The sequence below is a fragment of the Litorimonas sp. RW-G-Af-16 genome (genome assembly GCF_048319245.1).
GTDB lineage: Bacteria > Pseudomonadota > Alphaproteobacteria > Caulobacterales > Maricaulaceae > Litorimonas.
Window position 1 is genome coordinate 367,681 of record NZ_CP166993.1, and the last position, 20,088, is coordinate 387,768.

General features: G+C 53.3%; 20 protein-coding genes. 11 read left to right on the plus strand and 9 right to left on the minus strand.

All coding sequences use genetic code 11. The annotated features are described in order from the left end of the window. Positions 1–44 precede the first annotated feature (44 nt). Complete coding sequence (locus AB8615_RS01750; RefSeq protein ID WP_409433231.1) at positions 45–1,478, minus strand: Do family serine endopeptidase; 1,434 nt, start codon at positions 1,476–1,478, stop codon at positions 45–47. 99 nt (positions 1,479–1,577) lie between these two features. Here AB8615_RS01750 and AB8615_RS01755 point away from each other — a divergent pair, with 99 nt between their 5' ends. From AB8615_RS01755 to sdhA, 4 genes are all read left to right on the plus strand, one after another. Then, a complete protein-coding gene (locus tag AB8615_RS01755; RefSeq protein ID WP_409433232.1) occupies positions 1,578–2,141 on the plus strand; it encodes a hypothetical protein in 564 nt (187 codons plus the stop codon). Between the two features lie 88 nt (positions 2,142–2,229). Continuing rightward, positions 2,230–2,619, plus strand: a complete 390-nt coding sequence (gene sdhC, locus AB8615_RS01760; RefSeq protein ID WP_409433233.1) for a succinate dehydrogenase, cytochrome b556 subunit — start codon at positions 2,230–2,232, stop codon at positions 2,617–2,619. Then, positions 2,619–2,957, plus strand: coding sequence for a hypothetical protein (locus tag AB8615_RS01765; RefSeq protein WP_409433234.1), 339 nt, complete (start codon positions 2,619–2,621; stop codon positions 2,955–2,957). Before sdhC ends, AB8615_RS01765 begins: the two co-directional genes overlap by 1 nt. A 3-nt stretch (positions 2,958–2,960) precedes the next feature. After that, positions 2,961–4,760, plus strand: coding sequence for a succinate dehydrogenase flavoprotein subunit (gene sdhA / locus AB8615_RS01770; RefSeq protein WP_409433235.1), 1,800 nt, complete (start codon positions 2,961–2,963; stop codon positions 4,758–4,760). A gap of 63 nt (positions 4,761–4,823) precedes the next feature. Here sdhA and AB8615_RS01775 read toward each other — a convergent pair whose 3' ends face one another. After that, positions 4,824–5,216 (minus strand): thiol-disulfide oxidoreductase DCC family protein, encoded by a 393-nt coding sequence (locus AB8615_RS01775; protein ID WP_409433236.1) that lies wholly within the window; start codon positions 5,214–5,216, stop codon positions 4,824–4,826. 98 nt (positions 5,217–5,314) lie between these two features. Here AB8615_RS01775 and AB8615_RS01780 point away from each other — a divergent pair, with 98 nt between their 5' ends. Then, the gene (locus tag AB8615_RS01780; protein ID WP_409433237.1) at positions 5,315–6,127 is read left to right on the plus strand and encodes an SAM-dependent methyltransferase; all 813 of its coding nucleotides are present in this window, start codon (positions 5,315–5,317) and stop codon (positions 6,125–6,127) included. A 702-nt stretch (positions 6,128–6,829) separates the two neighbouring features. Here the strand turns inward: AB8615_RS01780 and AB8615_RS01785 are convergent. The 4 genes from AB8615_RS01785 to ffh all read right to left on the minus strand — a co-directional run bounded on the left by AB8615_RS01785 (position 6,830) and on the right by ffh (position 10,571). Further along, complete coding sequence (locus AB8615_RS01785) at positions 6,830–7,267, minus strand: PA2169 family four-helix-bundle protein (RefSeq protein ID WP_409433239.1); 438 nt, start codon at positions 7,265–7,267, stop codon at positions 6,830–6,832. Positions 7,268–7,426: 159 nt separating this feature from the next. Beyond that, positions 7,427–8,263: a DUF2853 family protein gene (locus tag AB8615_RS01790; protein WP_409433240.1), complete on the minus strand. Its 837-nt coding sequence runs from the start codon at positions 8,261–8,263 to the stop codon at positions 7,427–7,429. Positions 8,264–8,394: 131 nt separating this feature from the next. Continuing rightward, the gene (rpsP, locus tag AB8615_RS01795; protein WP_409433241.1) at positions 8,395–8,928 is read right to left on the minus strand and encodes a 30S ribosomal protein S16; all 534 of its coding nucleotides are present in this window, start codon (positions 8,926–8,928) and stop codon (positions 8,395–8,397) included. A gap of 122 nt (positions 8,929–9,050) precedes the next feature. Continuing rightward, positions 9,051–10,571, minus strand: a complete 1,521-nt coding sequence (gene ffh / locus AB8615_RS01800; protein WP_418152552.1) for a signal recognition particle protein — start codon at positions 10,569–10,571, stop codon at positions 9,051–9,053. A gap of 211 nt (positions 10,572–10,782) precedes the next feature. Between ffh and rbfA the strand changes: the two genes are divergently transcribed. The 6 genes from rbfA to AB8615_RS01830 all read left to right on the plus strand — a co-directional run bounded on the left by rbfA (position 10,783) and on the right by AB8615_RS01830 (position 15,860). Continuing rightward, entirely contained in the window at positions 10,783–11,163 is a 381-nt protein-coding gene (rbfA, locus tag AB8615_RS01805; RefSeq protein WP_409433243.1) for a 30S ribosome-binding factor RbfA, read from the plus strand. Positions 11,164–11,234: 71 nt separating this feature from the next. Further along, a complete protein-coding gene (locus tag AB8615_RS01810; RefSeq protein WP_409433244.1) occupies positions 11,235–11,789 on the plus strand; it encodes a hypothetical protein in 555 nt (184 codons plus the stop codon). Positions 11,790–11,851: 62 nt separating this feature from the next. After that, positions 11,852–12,760, plus strand: a complete 909-nt coding sequence (gene truB, locus AB8615_RS01815; RefSeq protein WP_409433245.1) for a tRNA pseudouridine(55) synthase TruB — start codon at positions 11,852–11,854, stop codon at positions 12,758–12,760. A 49-nt stretch (positions 12,761–12,809) separates the two neighbouring features. Then, on the plus strand, positions 12,810–13,079 hold the full coding sequence (gene rpsO, locus AB8615_RS01820) for a 30S ribosomal protein S15 (RefSeq protein WP_409433246.1): 270 nt from the start codon (positions 12,810–12,812) through the stop codon (positions 13,077–13,079). Positions 13,080–13,280: 201 nt separating this feature from the next. After that, positions 13,281–15,479 (plus strand): polyribonucleotide nucleotidyltransferase, encoded by a 2,199-nt coding sequence (pnp, locus tag AB8615_RS01825; RefSeq protein ID WP_418152553.1) that lies wholly within the window; start codon positions 13,281–13,283, stop codon positions 15,477–15,479. An 84-nt stretch (positions 15,480–15,563) separates the two neighbouring features. Beyond that, positions 15,564–15,860, plus strand: coding sequence for an SEC-C metal-binding domain-containing protein (locus AB8615_RS01830; protein WP_409433248.1), 297 nt, complete (start codon positions 15,564–15,566; stop codon positions 15,858–15,860). Between the two features lie 82 nt (positions 15,861–15,942). On the opposite strand, the gene AB8615_RS01835 is transcribed toward AB8615_RS01830, so the two are convergent. The 3 genes from AB8615_RS01835 to AB8615_RS01845 all read right to left on the minus strand — a co-directional run bounded on the left by AB8615_RS01835 (position 15,943) and on the right by AB8615_RS01845 (position 20,082). Further along, positions 15,943–17,718, minus strand: coding sequence for a DEAD/DEAH box helicase (locus tag AB8615_RS01835; protein WP_409433249.1), 1,776 nt, complete (start codon positions 17,716–17,718; stop codon positions 15,943–15,945). A 189-nt stretch (positions 17,719–17,907) separates the two neighbouring features. After that, positions 17,908–18,840 carry an ornithine carbamoyltransferase gene (gene argF / locus AB8615_RS01840; protein WP_409433250.1) on the minus strand — a complete coding sequence of 311 codons (933 nt, stop codon included), beginning with the start codon at positions 18,838–18,840 and terminating at the stop codon, positions 17,908–17,910. 72 nt (positions 18,841–18,912) lie between these two features. After that, positions 18,913–20,082 (minus strand): aspartate aminotransferase family protein, encoded by a 1,170-nt coding sequence (locus AB8615_RS01845; protein ID WP_418152554.1) that lies wholly within the window; start codon positions 20,080–20,082, stop codon positions 18,913–18,915. Between the last annotated feature and the right edge of the window lie 6 nt (positions 20,083–20,088).

Sequence of the window (20,088 nt, forward strand, 5' to 3'; positions counted from 1 at the left end):
AAGATAATGCGCCCGCAGGGTTATGGCTGCGGGCGCGATATGTTTTACTTTACGGCGAGGAAGATATTCGTGCCGTCGCGTTCGACTGACAGGGCGAATGGCCCGTCATCTTCTGAAATCGCGTCTTCAAAGTCAGAGAGATCGCGGATGTCATTGCCGTCAACAGAGCGAATAATATCGCCGCGTCGCAGGCCTGAGCGTGCCGCTTTGGAGCCGCGCTTAACAGTTGCGACCAAGACACCTTCGTCACCGCCGCGAAGTTCCATGTCGTCTGGAATATTTGTGATCGACGCACCGTCAAAGCTTTCCATAGACGGAAGTTCGTCAGCGACAGATTCGTCCAGAACAGTTTTATCCTCTTCGACCTCGGCGACTTCGATACGTGTGGTGCGGCGTTTGCCGTCGCGCATGAAAGTGATGTCCGCGCGCGTGCCGGGCTGCACAAGGCCGACCGCATTGCGCAGATCAGAGCTGTCCAGCACGTCTTCGCCGTTAAATTCGATGACAACGTCGCCGCGCTTCAGGCCTGCTTTTTCCGCTGGCGTTCCGTCAACGACATCACCCACAAGCGCTCCGTTGAGGGAGGTCAGACCCATCGCTTCGCGGAGTTCAGGTGTGATGTTCTGGATGCTGACACCGATGCGGCCACGGCGGACTTCGCCGTTCTCTTCCAACTGCCCCATGACGCTCTTGATGATGCGCACAGGCACAGCAAAGCCGATGCCGTTATTGCCACCAGAGCGGGAAATGATTGCCGTATTAATGCCGATCAGTTCGCCTTTGGAGTTGACCAAAGCGCCGCCCGAATTTCCTGGATTAATTGACGCATCGGTTTGGATGAAGTCGGAATAATTGTCGCCATTGCTTGAATCACGACCCAAGGCGGACACAATTCCTGATGTGACGGTCGAAGATAGGCCAAAGGGATTGCCGACTGCGATGACGTAATCGCCGACTTGCACATCATTCGTCGGCGCAAATTCTAGCGCTCGCAAATTGGAAGCGTCGACGCGCAGAAGCGCAATATCTGTCTTAGGATCTGTGCCGACAAGTTCGGCCTGTAGCTGCCGCTTGTCTTCTAGCGTGACGTTGATCTCTTCGGCATTGGCGACGACGTGGTTGTTCGTCAAGATCAAGCCTTTGCCCGCATCAATGATCACGCCGGACCCAAGTCCGTTGCGCGGTTGCGGCTGCATATCCGGCAGACGACCGCCAAAGAACCGCTCCAGTAATTCCTCATTATCGCCGTAGCGAGACGCGGCGGCAGGTTTTGTTTTGCCAATCACATTGATCGACACGACCGCAGGCGTCACACGTTCCAGCAGCGGTGCCATAGTCAGCACGCCGCGCGTTGGGTCGACCATCATGGCCTCGGATTGGGTGGAATAGCGCGACTGCGCATCGACGTTAAATTGCGGCGCGAAACTCGCCCCGATTACGACCAGCCCAGCTGCACTCATCAATAAATATTTACGCATAGATGAAGTCCTCTTTTTCATTTGCCCACAATGTAAGCACCCTTTAGGTCTTAACAAGGCAAGGTGGCAGAATATGACCGTGTTTTAAGGATTGACGATATGCGAATAATTATGGCGACAGCTGCTTTGGGGTTGGTGGCGTGTAGCGGGACGAGTGGCGATCACACGCAAACGCCGCAATGGCAGTTTTACCAAGTGAACATGAAGTCGCTGTGCGGGCAGACTCTGACCGGATCTGTCGTCAGTGACGATCCCGAAGACGCAGATTGGCGGGGGAAAGTCCTGACTGTCGGACCCGTTGAGTGTTCTGACGCGCGAAATAACAGCGCGATCCGCATGCCGCTGGCTGTGGGGGACGATCAAAGCCGTCAGTGGTCGCTGATTCCGCGCGCAGACGGGTTGCTCCTTTCGCATCGGCACACGTTCAAAGACGGATCACCTGATCCTGTGACGGGCTATGGCGGGCTGGCCGAAGAACCCGGTACAGCCACGCGCAAAAACTTCCCTGTCGATGAGTTCTCCAAAGCGTTATTTCTTGAAAACGGGCTCGATGCGTCGGTCACGAATGTATGGACGATGGAGATTATCCCAGGGGAGGTTTTCGCTTATGAGCTTAATCGTGAAGGCCGCCATTTCCGCGCAGAATTCCCTCTCAGCCCGTAAATATATCGCAACGATATTTGGCTTTCGCCGTTGACTCCAACGGGCGCAAGACTAGTTTGCGCAAACATTTGAAGAATAAGGTATCACTATGTCATCCTCTTGGAACGATAAACGGCCCTTGTCGCCACATTTACAGGTGTGGCGTTGGCATCCCGCAATGATGAGTTCCATCGTCCATCGGGCCAGCGCAATCATTAGCTATGTCGCGCTTTTACTGGTCGCGATCGGTGTTTTGGTTCTGGCTCTGACAGGATCACTGCCGCTGCAAGGTTTAATCTTTAGCCCGCTCGGCGCGATTGGTCTGTTTGTCTTTCTGTTTGCATTTATCTTCATGGCCCTCGCGCAGCTTCGCCACGCCGTGTGGGATAATGGCGCGATGCTAAATCCAGAGCTCAATAACACGCTGTCATATGTCATGTTGTTCGGATCAATAGTCCTGGCGCTGATCATCACGCTGATTGCATCGGGAGTTGTCTAATGGCGCATGGTAAGGGCACGGCCCATCACAAATTACACGGCTTTGTCGGGTGGGGCCTGATCATTGGTTTGATCCCAGCAATTTGGAGCGCGGTCAGCGCCATTGGCGGCGGCTCTGCTGGCTTTGCGGCATGGTTGTCCAATCCTGTTGGAGGTCTCGGCTTCCTCGCGTTTTTCACAGCCGCCATTTGGTATTGCAAACTGGAAATGGACGAAGTGATCATGGATTACTTCTCGGGCGGTCTGCGCTCTTTTGGCCTGTTGAAAAATAAGGTCGTCGCCTTCATCTTATGGGCAGCCGTAGTCTATGCGGTCGTCAAACTCGCGTTTTTAGGATAAATCATGGCTGCCCCGAAAAAAACTGAATGGATCGATCATACATTTGACGTTGTCGTTGTTGGCGCAGGAGGCTCTGGCCTCCGTGCCACACTCGGCTCGGCACAAGCGGGCCTCAAGACAGCCTGCGTGACCAAAGTCTTCCCGACGCGCTCTCACACGGTCGCGGCGCAAGGCGGTATCGCGGCATCGCTCGGCAATATGGGCAATGATGACTGGCGCTGGCATATGTATGATACGGTCAAAGGCTCTGACTGGCTCGGTGACCAAGACAGTATCGAATATCTCTGCCGCGAAGCGCCTAAGGCGGTTTACGAGCTAGAGCATTGGGGCATGCCGTTCTCTCGCACAGATGAAGGCAAGATTTACCAACGTCCCTTTGGCGGCATGATGCAAAACATGGGTCAAGGCCCAGAAGCGCAGCGCACTTGCGCGGCCGCTGACCGTACAGGTCACGCCATGCTACATACGCTCTACGGCCAAGCTCTCCGCAATGATGCGGACTTCTTTATTGAATATTTCGCGCTCGACCTGATCATGGAAGACGGCGTGTGTCGCGGCATCACGGCTTGGAAATTGGATGACGGCACTTTGCACCGTTTCCGCGCACAGACAGTGATCCTCGCAACGGGCGGCTATGGTCGCGTGTTCTTTAGCGCGACGTCCGCGCACACTTGCACAGGCGACGGAAATGCGATGGTTCTGCGCGCAGGTTTGCCGCTGCAAGACATGGAGTTCATCCAATTCCACCCGACGGGCATTTACGGCGCGGGTTGCTTGATCACTGAAGGGTCTCGCGGGGAGGGTGGTTATCTGACCAACTCCGAGGGTGAACGCTTCATGGAACGTTACGCTCCGTCTGCCAAAGACCTCGCCTCGCGCGATGTGGTCTCCCGTGCGATGACGATTGAAATTCGCGAAGGTCGCGGTGTCGGCCCGAACAAAGACCATATCTTCCTGCATCTGGATCATCTTGACCCAGCCGTGCTAGCAGAACGCCTTCCAGGCATTTCCGAGACAGCGAAAATCTTTGCGGGCGTAGACGTCACGAAAGCACCAATTCCTGTGCTGCCGACCTGCCACTATAATATGGGTGGTATTCAGACCAATTATCACGGCGAAGTGTTGACAAAGTCAGGCAAGAACCCTGACGCTGTCGTGCCAGGCCTTATGGCCGTTGGTGAAGCGGCTTGTGTGTCTGTTCACGGTGCGAACCGACTTGGTTCAAACTCTCTAATAGATCTAGTGGTCTTTGGCCGTGCGGCTGGGCTGCGTGTTGGCGAGATCAACGAACCCGGCAAAGAATTACCGCCTCTGCCAGCTGATGCGGGCGCAAATTCCCTCGCACGGATTGAGAAATACCGAAACGCCAAGGGCAATACGAAAACCGCTGAAATCCGCGGTAAGCTTCAGCGCGCGATGCAAGATCATTGCGCGGTTTTCCGCACGGAAGAGAGCCTTGCAGAGGGCGTCAGCAAAGTCACAGACATTGCGGCATTGATGAAAGATGTTTCTGTGTCTGACACGACGATGGTCTGGAACACGGACCTGATGGAAACGCTTGAACTTGATAACCTCGTCGGACAAGCGCGTGTGACGATTGCATCTGCGGACAACCGCAAAGAGTCACGCGGCGCTCATGCTCACGAAGATTACCCTGACCGCAATGATAAGAAGTGGATGAAGCACACACTTGCTTGGTATGATTATGACACCAACAAAGTCAAAATCGACTACCGCCCCGTCCATGATTACACCATGACGGACGGCATCGACTATATCGAGCCGAAGAAGCGGGTTTACTAAGCGCTTTAACAGTCACGACGATAAACCCGGCCTAGAGGTCGGGTTTTTTATTGGCCGATGTGTTTAAACAGACGCGTTGCCCCGCCGATGTTTGCGGTGCCAACTTTGCCAGCGCAGGAAAAGCTTGTAAGCGAGTTTCGTAATTTGTCTCAACCCTGGCACAGAGAATAACCATGCGAGATGACGCAGTTTCGGCAGACTTCTCCAAATGCGGGCAAACGCGTCAACGCCGATATGCCAGTCCGCTTCGTCGCCGTGCGTCAAGTCCCGGACGTGAAATCGCCCGAGCAAATCTTCGCGTGTTTTCCCAAGGGGTAAATCCGCGTCTGCGAGTGTATCAATATTTATCCAACGAATAGCATCGACGCGGTCCATGCGCCCATATAAATCAACTTCCCACACACAAATAGGGCAACCGCCATCATAAAACACTTCGATATCTGGGGCCGTTGTCATGAGGGGAAAATAGCGTACCGCGCAGGCTATGCCATGTGACAGAAAGCTGCTGAAAAGCTCTATATTGACAAGATAATATGTTCGTGAAATGCTCCAGCATGATCCAGCAGGTCTTAACAACTCAAGAACAGCGTGACTTAGATAAATTTTACACGCGGCCCGAGATCGCGCAATCATGTATCAACTTTCTATTTAAACTAGACTTATTCAATCCAAGTGAAGTTATATACTTGGAGCCATCTGCTGGTCTAGGCGCCTTTTTTGATAAGATGACCTACCCTAAAGTAGGCTTGGATATCTCAACTTCTCGCAATGATATAATGCGGCTAGATTTTTTAAATTGGGAACCGAAAGGGTTTACGAAGCCTGTCATTACGATAGGTAATCCGCCATTTGGAAAAAACTCATCTTTAGCTAAGAAATTTTTTAATCATGCCGCTGAGTTTTCAAATATTATCGCATTTATTGTTCCAAAAACATTTCAAAAAGCGTCCTTGCAAAACCAGCTTTCGCTAGAGTTTCACCTAGCTGGTGAATTTGATATTCCGTTTGATAGCTTTGAATTTGATGGGGCCTCATACTCTGTGCCAGTCGTGTTTCAAGTCTGGCAAAAGCAAGTTACACCTCGGGAAATCAGAAAGTTGCCACTAACCCACCCTGACTTTGATTTCGTAAACAATGAGCTTGCGGATTTCGCGTTTCAGCGGGTTGGTGCACGAGCAGGTATGATATCAATTGAGGGGTTGCATAAGTCTCCAAACTCACATTATTTTTTGAAGGCTAATCGATGCAGACAAGATTTGATGCTCCTATTAAAATCGATTGACTGGTTGCCTATTAAAACTCGAACGGCAGGTAACCCCAGCATTGCGAAGTCAGAGTTGATAGCAGCATATTCACAGATTGCATGAGCATTAATCAACTTCACGGTAAACGTTTTGAAGATGTCATTAAGGCAACAACGCAGTTCGCGGGCGCTTCCGATAATGCAAGGTCAAATACCGCCGGCTTCGATATCGAGGCTAAATTTGACAAATTAAAATCACTCCCAACAAGTATAAAAGTAACTGGAAACAAAACGATAGCATTATCGGATGCAAGACGATTTTGGACACTTGCCTGCGATTATCGAATGTTAGTGGAGTCGTTGGTATCAAGAGGATGGAATAAAAGCATTTCGTGAAATAACAGAATTTATTATTTCCACAGAGGCTCACAAAGCAATGTTGGGAACCTTACCTCTAAAAGAAGTCGATAAATTTCACCATGATTTGGCAAGTTTCCGTCACGGTTACGAGGGCGCAAAAGAGGCCAGAATGTTTCATTCAAACCGCAAATCTCAGTTAGAGAAAGACTTTTCTAGCTACATTACGCTTAATCCAAAAGTTGATAGTAAGTCACAACGTCGACTGCAATGCTCTGTTAGCTTTGATGCTCTCAGCAAATTTGCAGATGAAAAAACTGTATTTACCGAGAGCTACAGTGATATCGTTTTACCATTTCAAATCATAAGTTCTCCTCGAAGCTTTTCGTAGCGCTGAGCCGTTAACGCACAGAAAAACCGTCCCCCGCGATGTGCGAGGAACGTTTTAATTTCGGATTTAATGTATCAACTACATATTGTCTTCGATTAGGTCGGCATAGCGCTCGCCGGCTTTTGCACTTGCATGTGCGCGCTTGAGTAGGCTCTGCGCAGGTGACGGAAGATTATTGTCTTCGAGGCAGTCTTCGATTTTTTCCGCAAGATACTCTTCGCCGTCATCAATCGCTGACACAGCGGCTTTCTCGTCATCTTGGAAGACGCTCGCAAACTTGGTGAAACCGCGATGCAGTTTCCCTGTGACAGACCCGTCCGTTACGGGCTCTCCGCCGAGTTGGCGCACTTGGTTTTGAAAGTCATTAATTAACTGACTGCGTTCTTGAGCGCGCGCTCGGAAATTCTGGCGCAAAGCGTAGCTGTCATCAGAAAGTTCAAGACATTTTTCATAGCCCTTATAGCTATCGATCATTGTCTCTGTGATTTCGTTGAGGGCTTTCACTGTATTTGTCATAATTGTCTCCATTTGTGGGTTCGTATAACTAATCAATGAGGTGAACGCTGAAATGTTCCGAAAAATCTCCAAAAACTCCATGCCCGACCCTGCGCCAAACACAAAAAGCCGCCCCTCGCAAAATGCGAAGGACGGCTTCGAATTTAGATATAAATTGGCCTAAAGGCTGGCGAGTTTGCCGTCTTCCTTGGCGAGTAGGTAGTAGAATGTTACGCGGTTCTTAAACCGATCAGCTTTCATCAAATCACAGATCGTCAGGACGCGAGCGTCCAAATCAGCGTCAACAGATTCGAGGCCCAGCTTCTTTTTCAGAAAGCTATCGCGAACTGTATTGCGCTCTGTCTCGTCCGTGCAAGCGACGAATTTTCCGTCACGGCTGTTGAGCGCGATACCGAGGTGATCAACGATTTTCTTGACCGTTGCCGCATCTGCTTTTGCATCATAACGCAGCACGTCAGCGACATATGCTTCGTATTTATCGGCCACATCAGCGGCGATAACAGTCGCAGCTTTTTCGACGACTTTCGTGTTTTTCGCAGGGACTTTTACTTTGGCGACTGACTTCGCGGCTGCCTTTTTTGCAGCTGTTTTCTGAGCTACAGGCTTTTTAGCCGCTGTCTTCTTCGTGGTTGTTTTTGCCGCAGCTTTCGCGACAGGTTTTGCATCTGGTGTCGTTTTGACAACCGTGCGCTCTGTCGTCATTTTGACCTTAGAGCGCTGGGCTGCTTTCATCACCTTGGCAGGCACCATCTCGACAGCTTTGTCCTTGGCCGCGTTGAAGCGATCCGCGGCTTCTGCTTCCACAACTTCGCCTTTGTCGACGAGTGAATCGGTCAAATCGAGGAATTGTCCGTAACGCTTCTTCGCGCGCTTCACAGCAAAGTCAAAGGCTAGGCCGTGTAGGCCAAGGTAAGCGCGGCGCAAACGGCGCACGGACTTCACAGGAGCCGCATTATTATAAGCGGCAGATGTTTTTTTGAAATTAGAAGCCATCATGTCATCTCTCCAAATAGGGTTATTCGATTATGCTTTATTAGGGGGTGCATTAGAAAGCGCGTCCTAATTTCGCGCACAAAAAAGCCGCCCCAAACTTATTTGGAGCGGCTTAATTTTGAAAGTGCGGAAGATTACTCTTCGGCTTTTGGCTCTTCTGCTGCAGCCTCTTCCGCCGCTGGAGCTTCCTCAACTGGAGCTTCTTCTGCTGCAGAGGCTTCCTCAGCAGGCGCGTTCTTAGCTTCTTCCGCTGCAGCCTTGGCCGCTTCATCAGCAGCTTTTTTGGCTTCTTTCGCCGCTTCAGCTGCTTCTTTTTCAGCTTCAGCGCGGGCTTCTGCTTTCTCGGCTTTTTCTTTCACGCGCTCTAGCGCTTTCGCGCCGGGCTTGCCTTTTTCAGGGTTGTTGCCAGCTTTCCATTCCCACAGACCAGCGGCGCCGAGGAAGCGTGCCACGCGTTCTGTCGGGCGTGCGCCCTTGCCGAGCCACTCTTTAATCTTCTCGACGTCGAGCTTGACGCGCTCTTCTGAATCCTTTGGGAGCATTGGGTTGTAGGAGCCCACAATATCGATGAAACGACCATCACGCGGGGAGCGCGAGTCGGCTGCGACGATGCGGTAATAAGGGCGTTTTTTGGCGCCGTGACGGGCCAGACGTAATTTGAGTGCCATGATGGTTTTCCTTTTAGAGTAGCATTCGGTTAGTGTGTGTATTCGTTATTTCTTTTTGCCAAAGGGCGAGCCAAGGCCCGGAAGGCCTCCGCCAAGTCCGGGTAATTTGGGTCCACCCCCACCTAGACCGCCAAGGCCAGGCAATTTGCCAAGTCCCGGGGGAGGGATTTTTTGAGGTCTTCGAGTTGTTCGGGGCTCATATCTGCGGGGTTAGGCATGCCGCCGCCTTTGGCAGACATTCCGCCAGGCATTTTTGGCATGCCGGGCATCCCGCCCATCGCTTGCATAATGCCGGCCATGCCACCCTTGCCCATCTTCTTCATCATGTCTGACATTTGACGGTGCATTTTCAGGAGCTTGTTGACCTCTTGCACGGACATGCCAGCGCCCGCTGCGATCCGCTTTTTGCGAGACGCTTTGATCAACTCAGGCTTGCGGCGCTCGGCTGGGGTCATGGAGAGGATGATCGCTTGCTGCTGCTTGAGCAGTTGATCATCAATGCCGCCCGCCGCGTCGAGCTGCTTTTTCATTTTGCCCATACCAGGCATGAGCTTCATCAGGCCGCCCATGCCGCCCATTTTTTGCATCTGGCCGAGCTGCTTGCCGAGGTCTTCGAGGTCAAACTGACCTTTGCGCATCTTCTCGGCGGTAAGCGCGGCGTCTTTTTCGTCGATAACTTGGCTGGCACGTTCGACGAGGGAGACGATGTCCCCTTGGCCCAGAATACGGCCCGCTAGGCGTTCGGCGTCAAACGCTTCCAGACCGTCCATCTTCTCGCCCGTGCCGAGGAATTTGATCGGTAGGCCTGTGACGGCCCGCATGGACAGCGCCGCGCCGCCGCGACCATCGCCGTCAATCCGCGTAAGAACCAAGCCCGTCAGCGGCAGGCGCGCGTGGAAGCGTTGTGCCGTTTCCACCGCGTCTTGACCTGTCAGGGAGTCTGCGACGAGGAGCGTTTCAGTGGGCTGAGTTTCTTTGGCGACCGCTTCAACTTCGGCCATCAATTCTTCATTGATCGTTGTGCGGCCCGCTGTATCGAGGATCACGACGTCATAGCTGCCGAGTTTCGCTTCTTTCATCGCGCGTTTGGCGATGTCGAGCGCGGACTGACCTTTGACAATTTCGAGGAAACTGACTTCGGCTTGTTTCGCCAACATGCCGAGTTGCTCCATCGCAGCGGGACGGTTCGTATCGAGCGAGGCGAAGAGGACTTTCTTTTTCAGGGCCGAGCGCAGATAGAGGCCGAGCTTACCCGTTGTCGTCGTCTTACCAGAGCCTTGCAGACCCGCCATAAGGATCACAACGGGGGGTTTGGCCGCGAGGTTTAAATGCGTGGCTTTGGCAACTTCCGCTTTATCGGCGTCTTCATCCGATAGCGTGCCGCCGAGCGTTTCAATCAGGGCGTCATTGACGATCTTGACGACCATCTGCCCTGGTTTAATAGACTTGATAACTTTTTCGCCAACGGCTTCCTTGCGGACGCGCTCGACGAAATCTTTAACCACGGGCAGGGCAACGTCTGCTTCGAGGAGGGCGATGCGGATTTCGCGCATGGCAGCATTGACGTCTTTTTCCGACAGCGCACCGCGCCCGGTCAGACCGTCAAAGACGTTACTTAGCTTATCACCTAATGCCTCGAACAAATGTTCACCTTCAAAATTTCAATGCAAAAAGGCCGCGGTGAACGTAACACGTCGACCACGGGACCCTGTCTGCATCATGCACAGCTCAGAGCGCAGACTTAATACTGCGCGGATTTGTGGGGCGTATAAGTGGCACGCTTTCAGCTGTCAAGCACACATCCCGCGCATATGAGTGGTTGATATTGGCCCGTGCCTGCGCCATTTAGCGCCTATGAGCAAAAACCGCCCCCCATCCCAACGCCAACTCAAAGCTGGCGAATTGATCCGCCGCGCCTTGGCTGAAATCTTGGCGAAGGAAAACCTGCGCGATCCAGACTTGCAAGGCGTGTCGATCACGATTTCCGAAGTCCGCGCCAGCCCAGACCTCAAGCACGCGCTGGTCTATGCGGCGCCACTCGGCGGCGGTGATATGGACGCGACGATCAAAGCCCTGCAACGTGTGCAAAGCTTCCTGCGCGGCCGCCTCGGGAAAGAGATGGAAATGAAATCCACCCCGCGATTGAAATTCGTCGCCGACCGCAGCTTCGACACTGCCGAAGACATGGCAAAACTGCTAGAAAATCCACATATTAAGCAGGATTTGGAGGGGTAAATCCCAAATTTAGGGTTGCATAGCCTCCTTTTTATGGAAACATATAATTTCTATTTGAAAGAGGGAAAACCATGAAAAAATTAGTACTCGTCGCAACCTTTGGCGCTGCGCTTATTGCAACTGGCTGTGAGACAACATCGTCGCGGCCGTATACACCATCCACGAATAACATCGTGCAAATGAAGGACGCGCTTGGCGCAAGTGGCACGACAGTTGGTCTGGGTAGCTTTACAGCGGCAGAGGGTGTCGATGAAGAACTTACATGTCGCGCAATGGGGGCGATTGATGTGGCTTCTGGCAAATCACCGACGCAATTCATCGAAGAGGCATTCAAAACAGAAATGTTTGAAGCTGGCGTCTACAGCACGAATTCAGCTAACAAAATCTCTGGAAAACTTACCCAGTTTGAAGCTGATTCTTGGGGAACAGGTAAATGGAATGTTGGCTTGATGCTGACATCCGACAAATACCCGCAAGGATATGAAGTCAAAACTGAATATGATTTCAAGTCGAGCTTTTCAGCATTGAGCGCGTGTCAGAACGTGGTCGACGCATTTACACCAACTGTTCAGCAATTAATTGCTGACGCGATTTCGCATTCTGACTTTGATAAACTTGCGAAATAAACGACATAAAATTTATCGCGAAAAGGCCTCCGCAAGGGGGCCTTTTTACGTTAGGGGCTCTCATGGCAAGAAAACGCAAAGGTAATCCCGTTCACGGTTGGGTCGTGTTGGACAAGCCGCTGGCACTTGGCAGCACGAAGGCTGTGAGCAAGGTGCGGTGGCTGTTCGGAGCGCAGAAGGCGGGGCATGCGGGGACGCTGGACCCGCTGGCGACGGGGCTCCTTCCGATTGCGCTGGGCGAGGCGACGAAGACGGTGCCGTTTATGATGGACGCAGCTAAGTCCTATGAATTTACGATCACATGGGGCGCGAATACGACCACCCAAGATGTTGAGGGCGAAATTATTGCGACGTCTCCCAATCGTCCCACCCGCCGCGAGATTGAGTTGGCTCTGCCAGAATTTCGCGGGGTCATCGCGCAAGTCCCGCCCAAATTCTCTGCCATCAAAGTGGACGGTAAGCGGGCCTATGACTTGGCGCGAGCGGGCGAGGCGGTCGAGCTAAAATCCCGCGAAGTCCGCATTGACCGCTTTGACCTTGTGGAAATCACGAACGATACGGCGAGCTTTACGGTGGAATGCGGGAAAGGCACCTATATTCGCTCCCTCGCGCGGGATTTGGCCGCGTCGCTGGATGCTTGTGGTCACGTAACGATCTTGCGCCGCACGCGGGTTGGGCCGTTCGATATATCGCAGTCATTTACACTAGACGCGCTAGAGGAGTTATGCGATAGGGGCGGCGTTTCGGGCACCTTGCGCCCTGTAGAGACTGCACTGGACGACATCCCGGTGCTAGCCACTACAGAGCCAGAGGTGATCAACCTGAAACATGGTCGGGCAATCGACCTGTCATCTCCTCACAGTTTTGACCCTGACGACTGGGTTTTAGCTATGGGGCCGAATGATCAGGCGGTCGCCCTCGGATACGTGCGAGGCGGACAATTCAGTCCAAAACGTGTGTTCCAAATGTAACCCGAAGCGATGATCGGTTCGGGGTTTTGTCATCATAACGGAGAACACGATGTCGATTACACCTGAGAAAAAAGCCGCACTCATTGCTGAGTACGCAACCAAGCCTGGCGATACAGGTTCCCCCGAAGTGCAAGTCGCAATCCTGACACACCGGATTTTGCACCTGACTGAGCATTTTAAAACGAACAAGAAAGACAACCACTCCCGTCGTGGGTTGCTGGCTATGGTGGCGCTTCGTCGTCGTCTTCTGTCTTATCTGAAGAAAAAAGATGAAGGTCGTTACACGACGCTTATCAAAAAATTGGGTCTGCGTAGCTAAGGTAATTGGCAGCGCAAATACCAACAAGGCAAGTGCGAAATGCCCCACGCGTTTCGTGGGCCACTCAATATTACCTAACTTAATGTGTCGCTCTATGGGCGGCCTTTTGTGCATCATGGTGATGCAAAAAATGGCGCAATAAGGCGCTATGAAAACGGGCTCACAATGGGCCTTAGTATGTATGATGAAGAAAGAAATAGTATGATATGTTTGATAAACACACTGTTGAAATCGATTGGGCAGGACGCCCTCTCAAACTCGAAACAGGCGGCATGGCCCGCCAGAGCCGACGGCGCGGTTCTCGCCACTTACGGAGAAACAGTTCTCCTCGCCACAGTTTGTGCGGCGAAATCTGAAAAGCCGGGACAGAGCTTCTTCCCGCTGACAGTCAACTACATGGAAAAGTTCTACGCTGCAGGTAAAATCCCTGGCGGTTACTTTAAACGCGAAGGTCGCCCGACAGAGCGCGAGACATTGATCTCCCGCCTGACAGACCGTCCGATCCGCCCGCTCTTCCCAAAGGGCTTTAAAAACGAAGTGCAGGTTGTGATCACAGTTCTGCAACACGATCTTGAAAATGAACCTGATGTGCTGGGCATGATTGCAGCGTCTGCGGCGCTGATGATCTCTGGCGTGCCGTTTATGGGCCCTATCGCCGCTGCGCGTGTTGGCCTGATTGATGGCGATTATGTTCTGAACCCAACGCTGGACGAATTGCTCGAGTCTGAACTCGACCTCGTCGTCGCGGGCACAGAAGACGCCGTTATGATGGTGGAATCTGAAGCGAAAGAACTGACCGAAGAGCAAATGCTCGGCGGCGTGATGTTTGCACACGAATCTTGCCAAGAAGTGATCGAAGCGATCACAGAGCTAGCCTCCAAAGCGGGCAAGCCAAAGTGGGACTACGTCACACCTGACCTGTCAGACGAGAAGAAAGCGATGAAGAAAGTCGCTGAAAAAGGCATTAAAGCCGCTTACAAACTCACAGACAAAATGGAGCGTCAAGACGCGCTGCGCGAAACACGCAAAGCCGCATGGGAAGCGCTTGGTAAATCAGATGAGAACGAAGACGGCATGGCCGATAACGTGTTCTCTGACGTGTTCAAATCTATCGAGTCAACGACTGTGCGTTCAACTGTCATCAAGACGAAGAAACGTATCGATGGTCGTAAACTTGATCAGGTCCGCCCGATTGTTGGCGAAGCTGGCATCCTGCCACGGACGCACGGCTCCGCTTTGTTCACGCGCGGCGAAACACAAGCGCTTTGCGTGGCAACACTAGGCACATCTGATGATGAGCAATTCGTGGATCAGCTAACAGGCACGATCAAAAACAAGTTCCTGCTACACTATAACTTCCCGCCATATTCTGTCGGTGAAGCGGGTCGCATGGGCGGCACATCCCGTCGCGAAACAGGTCACGGCAAGCTCGCATGGCGCGCTTTGCAGGCTGTCCTGCCAACGCCAGAAGACTTCCCTTACACAATTCGTTTGGTGTCAGAGATCATGGAATCTAACGGCTCCTCCTCTATGGCAACCGTGTGTGGCTGTTCACTGGCGATGATGGATGCGGGTGTTCCGCTGAAGCGTCCTGTGTCAGGTATCGCCATGGGCTTGATCAAAGACGAAGACGGCGTGGCTGTCTTGTCCGATATCCTCGGCGACGAAGATCACTTGGGCGATATGGACTTTAAAGTCGCAGGTACGTCCGAGGGCATCACGTCCCTACAAATGGACATCAAGATCACTGGTATTTCAGAAGAGATCATGACAACCGCGCTGGAGCAAGCTCACGCAGGTCGTATCCATATCCTCGGCGAAATGAACAAAGCTCTGACAGAAGCCCGTGATGAAGTCGGTGAATTTGCACCGCGTATCGAAACGATGAAAATCCCGGTTGATAAAATCCGCGACGTCATCGGCACAGGCGGCAAAGTCATTCGCGAAATCGTCGACACAACGGGCGCTCGCGTCTCTGTCGAAGATGACGGCACGATCAAGATTGCCTCAACGGACAAGAAGTCAATCGAAGCCGCGATGGAGTGGATCCACAGCCTCACAGCTGAGCCAGAAGTTGGCATGATCTACAAAGGTAAAGTCGTCAAAGTTGTTGACTTCGGCGCCTTCGTGAACTTCTTCGGTCCGAAAGACGGCCTTGTGCATGTCAGCCAGATCAAGAATGAACGCGTAAATCACCCGTCTGACGAACTATCCGAAAATCAAGACGTCTATGTGAAACTCATGGGCTTTGACGATCGTGGTAAAGTGCGTCTGTCGATGAAATTCGTGAATCAAGACACGGGCCTCGAAATCCCGCGCGAAGAAAGCGGCAATGACGACGACAAAGGCGAAGATAAGCCAAAGCGCGCCCGTCGCCCACGTAAGAAGCAAGACGATTAGCACCCGCAACTAACCCATTGGGTTGATTGCAGGTAATCGCCGATGCGGTAACCCATCGGGCACACAGTTAGGAAAACCCGTCTCATGTTGAGGCGGGTTTTTTGTTGCGCGAAAATACCGTCATATATAAAGCCCGACGCCTTCACCAAACTATGGAGGCTGTCATGCCAAAATATTCGTTTAAGTCCGAAACACCACGGTTTCATTGTCACATCTAAGCGCCGCAAAGGTTTCCCGTCAGAGATCGCCGTGCGCCGTGGTCGTCGCTTTATCAAAGGTGGCGAGATCGAGCTGACCGAAAAGTTAGGCCGCAACGATCTCTGCCCCTGCCAATCAGGACGCTTGTTTCAAGAAATGTTGCCTGCCATCAGGCAGGTATGACGGTGAAAATCGGAACGACTATCATCGGTAATAAAAAAGCCCAGTCACTGACTGGGCTTTTAATATTTTGACGTAGGGCGGGTTACTTCGCGCGCCGTTTAGGTGGTTGATTGCCGCCTTTATTCTGGCTCGCACCACGTTCGCCCTTCGGCTTACGTGGTTTGCGTTGAAACCCTGCGCCGCCAGATGATTGACGTGCTGCGTCTTGCGGTTTTCCGCCGCTAGGCTTCCTGCCATCCGCTCTCGGGCCTTTCGCCTTGTAAGGCTTGCCTTTAAACGACTTGCTTTTGCCATCGCTCTTGGGTGCAGCTGCGGCCGTTTCAGTTTTTCGCTGAGCCCGGCTTTTCTTGTTGGGATCAGATTTTTTGCGACGATGTGTCGTGCTGTCTTCTGTCGGGCTGTCACCGCGCATTTTATTCGGGCGCGCACTATGTCCACCAGACCCGTCACGCGTATCGCGGGACCATTCACCTTTTGGCTTCCCGCCCGATGCAGGCTTCCCACGTCCGCGAGGCTGCGACGGCTTATCAGGATCATAGCCAGATTTCGCCGTGCGTTCGCCGACTTCTTCAACCTTATATGCACCCGCGCCGCGATTGGCTCGATCAGACGAAAAACGCGCTTTCTTCTTTTTAGATTTCCCGCGACCTTGGCGAGTCTCTTTGACTTTGTCTGCGACGACTTCGACAGGGGCTCTGGCGCGCAACACTTTCGCCGCCTCGTCAATATCTTTGATTTGCTTTTCTTGCGGGATTTTCTCACCGAGTAATTTCTCAATGTCGCGGAGATAATTGCGCTCGTCTTTCGCCACGAAAGAGATCGCTTTGCCAGATTTTCGCGCCCGCGCTGTCCGCCCAATTCGGTGAACATATTGCTCGGCCACATTGGGAAGTTCGTAATTAAAGACATGTGTGATGTCGTCAATATCGATTCCGCGCGCCGCAATATCGGTCGCAACCATGATGTTTACATCACCCGCCTTAAAGGCGTCCAGTGCGCGTTGACGCTGGCTCTGTGATTTATTCCCGTGGATCGCCATGGCACGTAGGCCGTTCGTCGCCAGACGCTTCACCACGCGATCTGCGCCGTGCTTTGTGCGTGTAAAGACCAGCGCCCGCTCGACTTCGGGTTTAATTAATTCCAACCCTAATAAAGTCTGCTTCTGCGGGCTTTCGGCGAAGATCACGGCCTGCGTCACGCGCTCCGCCGTTGTGTTGGCGGGCGTGACAGAGACCTTTACAGGGTCCGTCAAATATTCCGCTGCCAGCTTTTTAATATTCGTCGCCATGGTAGCCGAGAAAAACAAGGTCTGCCGCTCTTTTGGGAGCATTTTGACGATCTTCCGCAAGGCATGGATAAAGCCCATGTCCATCATCTGATCCGCTTCATCTAGGATCAGGACTTCGACGTCTTTGAGTGTCAGGGCGCGACGTTCGATCAAATCCATCAATCGACCGGGCGTGGCGACAACAACATCGTTTCCGCCGACAAGACGCTTGATCTGCCGATTGATCGCGACGCCGCCGTAAACAGCCGTGACAGAGAGATGTGGCATATGTTTGCCGTATTGCTGCACGCTTTCAGTGATCTGCCCAGCGAGCTCCCGCGTCGGCGCAAGGATCAGGCAGCGAGCACCACGCTTAGGCGGCTCTTTATCCTCAGTAATCAGGTAGTGCAGCGTCGGCAGGGTGAACGCCGCCGTTTTGCCCGTGCCGGTCTGCGCAATGCCCATTAGGTCGCGCCCCTCCATCACTTTAGGGATCGCTTGCACTTGAATTTCAGTGGGGGTGTCGTAGCCAAGCTCGCGCAGGGCTTTATCCAGCGGGGCCGCCAGATTGAGGTCAGAAAATGTAGACATGAAAGGCTCTATATTGTGAGCCAGCAGGGGTGGCCGGCACGGCTCTAGGGTGTGAGCCCATCTCGGGGGAGATCATTCTCAACCCGCCAAGCTCCGTGTTAAGCGCGGTGACTATGGCGTTAGAGGGGGAATGTCAAATGAGGATGTCACTCCATCGCGACGACCCAATAGGATTGCGCCGGGAACCAATTAACACAAACACCACTTCACCACCGCCTTCTGCGCGTGCAGTCGGTTCTCCGCTTCGTCCCAGACGGCGCTTTGCTTGCCGTCGATCACAGCGGCGGTGACTTCTTCGCCGCGGTGGGCGGGGAGGCAGTGGAGGAAGATCGTGTTTTTTGCGGCCGCTGTCATGAGCGCGTCATTGACTTGGTGGCTCATCAGATCAGACAGGCGAGCCTCGGCGTCCGTGTCGCCCATGGATACGAAGGTGTCGGCGATGACGACGTCTGTGTTCTCGCAGGCTGTGAGGGGGTCTGTGATCAAGGTGATCTTGGCACCTGCTTGGCGCGCGGCCTCAACCGTTTGGTCTGCGACGGCGTAGCCCTCTGGCGTGCTAATGCGGAGGTGGTATCCGAATTTTGCGGCAGCATTGATAAAGCTCACCGCGACGTTATTGCCGTCGCCGACCCATGTCAGTGTCATGTCCGATAACTGCCCCCCGCGCTCTTCCAACGTCTGTAAATCTGCCATGATCTGGCAGGGATGATTGTAATCGGTCAGGCCGTTGATCACGGGGACCGTTGCGTTACGGGCCAGCGCGGTCAGCGTGTCGTGGCTGTTCGCGCGGAGCATGATTCCGTCGACGAAGCGGGACAGGACTTTGGCCGTATCCTCCACTGTTTCCCCGCGGCCGAGCTGCATATCATTGCTGGTCGCGGTGATGGACGTGCCGCCGAGTTGCCGCATCGCCATGTCAAAAGAGAAGCGCGTGCGGGTCGAAGACTTCTCGAAAATAAGCGCAAGGGTGTGGCCTGTAAACGGCGCGTCTGCGTCGGGCTGTCCCTTGGGCAGGCTTTGACCATTTGGGAGGTGGCGGGCGGCCTTCATCCGGTGCGCCTCGTCCAAAATCGCACGCAGCTCAGAGCTGTCAATATCGGCTAGGGAGAGAAAGTGGTTCATGATGGTCGTCTCGCGCAAAAGAGGCGTTTAGCCTATTCGCGCGAGGGTCGTCAATTTAAACTGAAGCGCAGGCTAAACGTCGTCCCAATCGCGGGCGAGGGTGAAGACTTGGCGTAGCTTGCCAATAGCTTCGCGCACATGGTCCTCGGTGATGATCAGCGGCGGGGCGAGGCGCAGCGTGTTCTCACCCGCCGTGCCCACGAGGAGGCCGTGATCCATCAAAGACAGGCGCACATCGACGTTTTTCTTTTTCAGGCGCATTCCAACGAGGAGGCCCTTGCCGCGCACATCCGCGACGACATCTGGAAACTCATCTTTGAGCGCTTCGAATTGTTGCTTGATGAAATTAGACACGTCGGTGACGTTCTCCAAGAAGCCTGCCTCGGTGATCAGGTCATAGGCCTTGATGCCCGCCGCCATGGCCAGCGGATTGCCGCCATAAGTCGTGCCGTGCGTACCGGGGACCATACCGCTCGCCGCTTCTTTAGACGCAAGACACGCGCCGAGGGGGAAGCCGCCGCCAATGCCTTTGGCCGCTGCGATAATGTCTGGCTCGGCGTTCTCCGCCCATTGATAGGCGAACATCTTGCCCGTCCGACCCGCACCGCATTGCACTTCGTCATAGATCAGCAGCGCGCCGTGTTCGTCGCAAAGCTCGCGCAAACCGCGCAAGCAGACTTCGGGCAAAGCGCGTAGCCCGCCTTCGCCTTGGACAGGCTCGACCATGACAGCCGCCGTCGTTGGACCCATGGCAGCTTTAAGCGCTTCGTGGTCGCCAAATGGCAAGTGGATATAGCCCGGAAGAGCGGGGCCGAAACCTTCAAGGTATTTCGGATTTCCTGTGGCATTGATCGCGGCTGTCGTCCGACCGTGGAACGCGCCCTGAAATGTGATGATGTCGATCTTCTCAGGATTGCCTTGGGCGTAGTGATAACGGCGCGCGGTTTTCATCGCGCACTCAATCGCTTCTGCTCCCGAATTGGTGAAAAAGACTTTGTCCGCAAACTCAGCTGCCTCGCAATAACGCTGCGCGAGTTCATGCTGTCCTGGGATACGGAACAGGTTTGACAGGTGCCAAATTTTGCCCGCTTGTTCTGTGATCGCTTCTATCATCCCAGGGTGGGCGTGACCGAAGGCATTGACAGAAATACCCGCAATAAAGTCGAGATAGCGCTTGCCCTCTGCGGTATAAAGATAAGGCCCTTCGCCGCGATCAAATGTCAGCGCTGGGGGGTGTAACAATCAAAA